At 38.2% G+C, this 3,706-nt stretch carries 4 protein-coding genes; 3 read left to right on the top strand and 1 reads right to left on the bottom strand.

Translation table 11 applies throughout. The features are described from left to right. Positions 1-47 precede the first annotated feature (47 nt). The 3 genes from Q0486_RS00805 (at position 48) to Q0486_RS00795 (ending at position 2,374) form a co-directional block, all read left to right on the top strand. The gene (locus tag Q0486_RS00805; protein WP_363317980.1) at positions 48-485 is read left to right on the top strand and encodes a type IV secretory system conjugative DNA transfer family protein; all 438 of its coding nucleotides are present in this window, start codon (positions 48-50) and stop codon (positions 483-485) included. Between the two features lie 23 nt (positions 486-508). Further along, a complete protein-coding gene (locus Q0486_RS00800; protein WP_299229343.1) occupies positions 509-1,525 on the top strand; it encodes a S1 RNA-binding domain-containing protein in 1,017 nt (338 codons plus the stop codon). Positions 1,526-1,615: 90 nt separating this feature from the next. Then, entirely contained in the window at positions 1,616-2,374 is a 759-nt protein-coding gene (locus tag Q0486_RS00795; RefSeq protein WP_299229340.1) for a phage tail tip lysozyme, read from the top strand. A 118-nt stretch (positions 2,375-2,492) separates the two neighbouring features. On the opposite strand, the gene Q0486_RS00790 is transcribed toward Q0486_RS00795, so the two are convergent. Beyond that, positions 2,493-3,644 carry a hypothetical protein gene (locus Q0486_RS00790; RefSeq protein ID WP_299229337.1) on the bottom strand — a complete coding sequence of 384 codons (1,152 nt, stop codon included), beginning with the start codon at positions 3,642-3,644 and terminating at the stop codon, positions 2,493-2,495. Between the last annotated feature and the right edge of the window lie 62 nt (positions 3,645-3,706).

Here is a 3,706-nt window from a genome sequence, read left to right as displayed (position 1 = left end):
ACCGCACCGGGGAGGTAAGCGTATCTGTTGCCAGCGAAGCCAAGCAGCTGAATACCTGGCGGGTATCGGATTACACACCGGAATACCGGGAAACCCGCTCCATTGGAAAGCGTAAGCTGATGACTCCGGATGAAGTATTACGCCTTCCCTTAGACCAGGCTCTTATCATCCTGCGTGGTCAAAAAGTACTAAAGGTTGGGAAATATGACTATACCCTCCATCCGGAAAGCAGGAAACTAAAAGAAAGCCGGGCCAGCGACCATATTCCGGCATGGCGACAGCTTCCGGAAACAGAAGAACCGGACTTTTTTAATTTGATGAAACCTAAGCCGAAACCCAAAAAACCAAAAGCACCAAAGAAACCTCTGGCCTCTGCTGTTAGGGAAAATCCTTTTGCTGATGTTCCGGATGACCCGCCAACCCTCTTCCCTTCCGAGGAAGAATATACAATTATAGTTACAGATAAAAAATCCATAATGACATAAAACTAAAAAGGAGATTAACCAATATGCCTAATACAACAAAATCTGAAGATATGAACACTAATTTGCTCACTGAAACTGCTACTAACAACGATGCCTCCATTCCCAATGTACCTGCTTCTCCTATCAAGAGAACTGCTCCTTCTTCCATTCTTACGCTAACTGCAGATGCCGACGTGGAAACTCCTGAAAGCCGGGAAGACACCATCTGGCACGAACTGCAGAATGCGTATCGTACCCGCAAAGTAGTGACCGGAATATTAGGCGGCATTGAAAGAATAGAGGGTTGCGGAACCATTGCCGTCATTTACTACAAAGAAATGCGCATTGTAATTCCTCTTGCGGAAATGATGATCAATCTGGTCGAAGACGAAGTTCATGATTATGGTGAACTCATTCAGAGACAAAATAAGATTCTTGGCAATATGCTTGGATGTGAGATTGATTTCATCATTAAGGGACTTGATAACGCCAGTCGTAGTGTAGTTGCCAGCAGAAAAGATGCAATGCATAAAAAACGCCAGATTTTCTATCTGCCGGATTCCACTGGAATTTCCCGTGTATGTGAAGATCGTATTGTTCAAGCCAGAGTCATTGCCGTAGCCGAAAAAGTCGTCCGTGTAGAAATCTTCGGTGTAGAATGTTCCATTCTTGCCCGAGACTTATCCTGGGATTGGCTGGGCGATGCTACGGAGAGTTTCCACGTCGGTGAACAAATTCTGGTTCGAATTTTGAGTGTAACTGTAAATTCTTTACAGGACATCACCGTAAAAGCTGATGTGAAGAGTGTCAATGGTAATACCAGCAAAGCCAACTTAAGCAAATGTAAGATTCAGGGCAAATATGCCGGTGTCGTCACTGATATTCACAAGGGCACCGTCTTTGTCCGACTCCATATCGGAGTCAATGCCGTAGCGCACAGCTGCTATGACAACCGTATGCCAGGCAAGAAAGATGAGGTCAGCTTTGTCGTAACAAGAATTGATGAAGAACGCAATGTTGCAGTCGGACTGATTTCAAGGATTATCAAACAGAATATATAAAATTATATTTTTAGTTTACATTTATTCTCTTTTTTGCTTTTTACCTAACATAACCGGTTATAAAAATACATAAAAGGAGAACTTAATATTATGGCTACAACAGTAAGACGCGCCCCTTCTGGGGGATTAAATGTCAGAAGTTCCGCAGCCGGAACAAAAGTAGCGACTTTAAATGAAGGCGATTTAATGTATGACATTCCAAACGTAGCAACAGTAACAAAATCTTTAAATGGTACTTCCTATGTCTGGGTTAAGGTTCATTACTACCGTTCCAATGCTAAACCTGCCACAGAGGGAGAAGGTTGGGTAACTACAACACATGCTACTGCAGTTTCGAGAACTGTCCCTTCCATTTCCAGTACATTTTTCTCAAATTCATACCTGAATCAATATGAAATGTTAGTAAATGCTCGATATATTTACAAATATCTGAGAGATAATGGATGGTCCAGTGATGCAATTTATGCCACATTAGGAAATATGGAAGCAGAAAGTACCATCAATCCAGGTGTATGGAATAACTTAAATGATAAATCTGGTGTCTATGGATTGGTTCAATGGAATCCTTCAACCAATCTTACAGATTGGCTCGACCAAGAGAATAGAAGCAACACTATTCTTAATCAGCTAAATAGAATTTTGTATGAAGTAGCTCATAATGAACAGTGGTTAAAAATCATGAAACCTACTATGACATTTACAGAATTTACAACTTCTACAAAATCATGCTCTGTTTTAGCAGAATATTTTCTCAGATGTTACGAAAGACCTGGAACTGAAAATAGCGAAACACCTATACGTCAGGCTAACGCTAATAAATGGGCTACGATACTGGGCTATTTAGTATAAAATAAATTTATATAGTAACATAATATTCGAGGGTATTGTATCTCCTATATACAATACCCCGAATATCTCTAAATTTTCATGTCCATTCTAAAAAACATATACAAATATATTTTCTAGATTAAATAACATAATTACCAAATCCATAAAATAAGTCTACCAGTCTTAATGTACGTCTTAATGTTATCTCTCCATATCTGAAATACGCACTTCTGTCATCAATTTCCAGTAAATCTTCCATATCTTCAATCTCATAACGGCTTAGTTCTTTTTCAAGTCTCAGGTCAAAATTTTCCTGCCAATCCTGCTGCTCATTTTGAAGTTCTTCCAATTCTTCTTCTGATAATTTTTCCTGACATAACTCATAAATTTTATTCATCTCTTTTTGACAGCCTTCATAATAAGCGACTGCCGCTTTCCTATATTCCTCATCATTTTTTAACCAATAATCATATGTTATGTCAATCAAATAAGAAAGTGAATCTAGATATTCCTGTCTTATATTACTATTTTTTGTAGTTTCTACCGAAATCTCTGTAAATAAAGGGTTCTCTATAATCCATTCATGAACTGCTTTTTCTGTATAATCGTGCCATTCTACATCCGGACTTTCATAATAGAAATTATTTATTTCCCTCCATGTCTTTTCATCTGATATTATGTCATACAAATAAAACGTATACTGATCTGCCATTCGCAATGCTTCATCGAAAACCATCACATCACCAATATAATGCAATTTTCCTATCCTGCCTGCATCACACCCACTAATTTGTCGAAATAAACCATTCTTTTTAAATAGATCCATTTCCTTATTTGAAACTGACATTCCACGTATCTGCCCCTTCCTGTATCTGAGGACAATATAATCATAGTTTTCCAATTCCACAACTACCTCTGATATCATGTCTCCATCTAAATCTACAACCGCAAAATAAATCACTTCCTTACGTTCTGCATAAGGCATCTCTTTTAATAGACCATACCCTTCATTACTTTTGATTACTTCTGTATACTCCCCCTGCTCTCTTATAGTGCAGAACATTTCTGTTTCATTCAACAGCACAGAACTAAATGCCTGTGCCACAGACATCGGTTTAGTTTCTTCCACCTTAACTATTTCAGAACTATCTGTTTTCTCCGGCATATCCGTATTATTTTCGTCTAATTCTTCTTTTTGACTTTCATATCCACTTTCCATAACTTTAAATTCCGGCTTTATTTTGCCGCATCCCATAAACAACACACAAAAAATATGTATACATAATATCATAAAACTTCTTTTTAACATTCCTTGACTCCTCCAACAATTTTATATAAATCTCGTTTCCATTC

Source organism: uncultured Bacteroides sp. (assembly GCF_937912035.1).
Classification (GTDB): domain Bacteria; phylum Bacteroidota; class Bacteroidia; order Bacteroidales; family Bacteroidaceae; genus Phocaeicola.
Note: the sequence above shows the minus strand (reverse complement) of the source record. Positions and strands in the feature narration are given on the sequence as shown.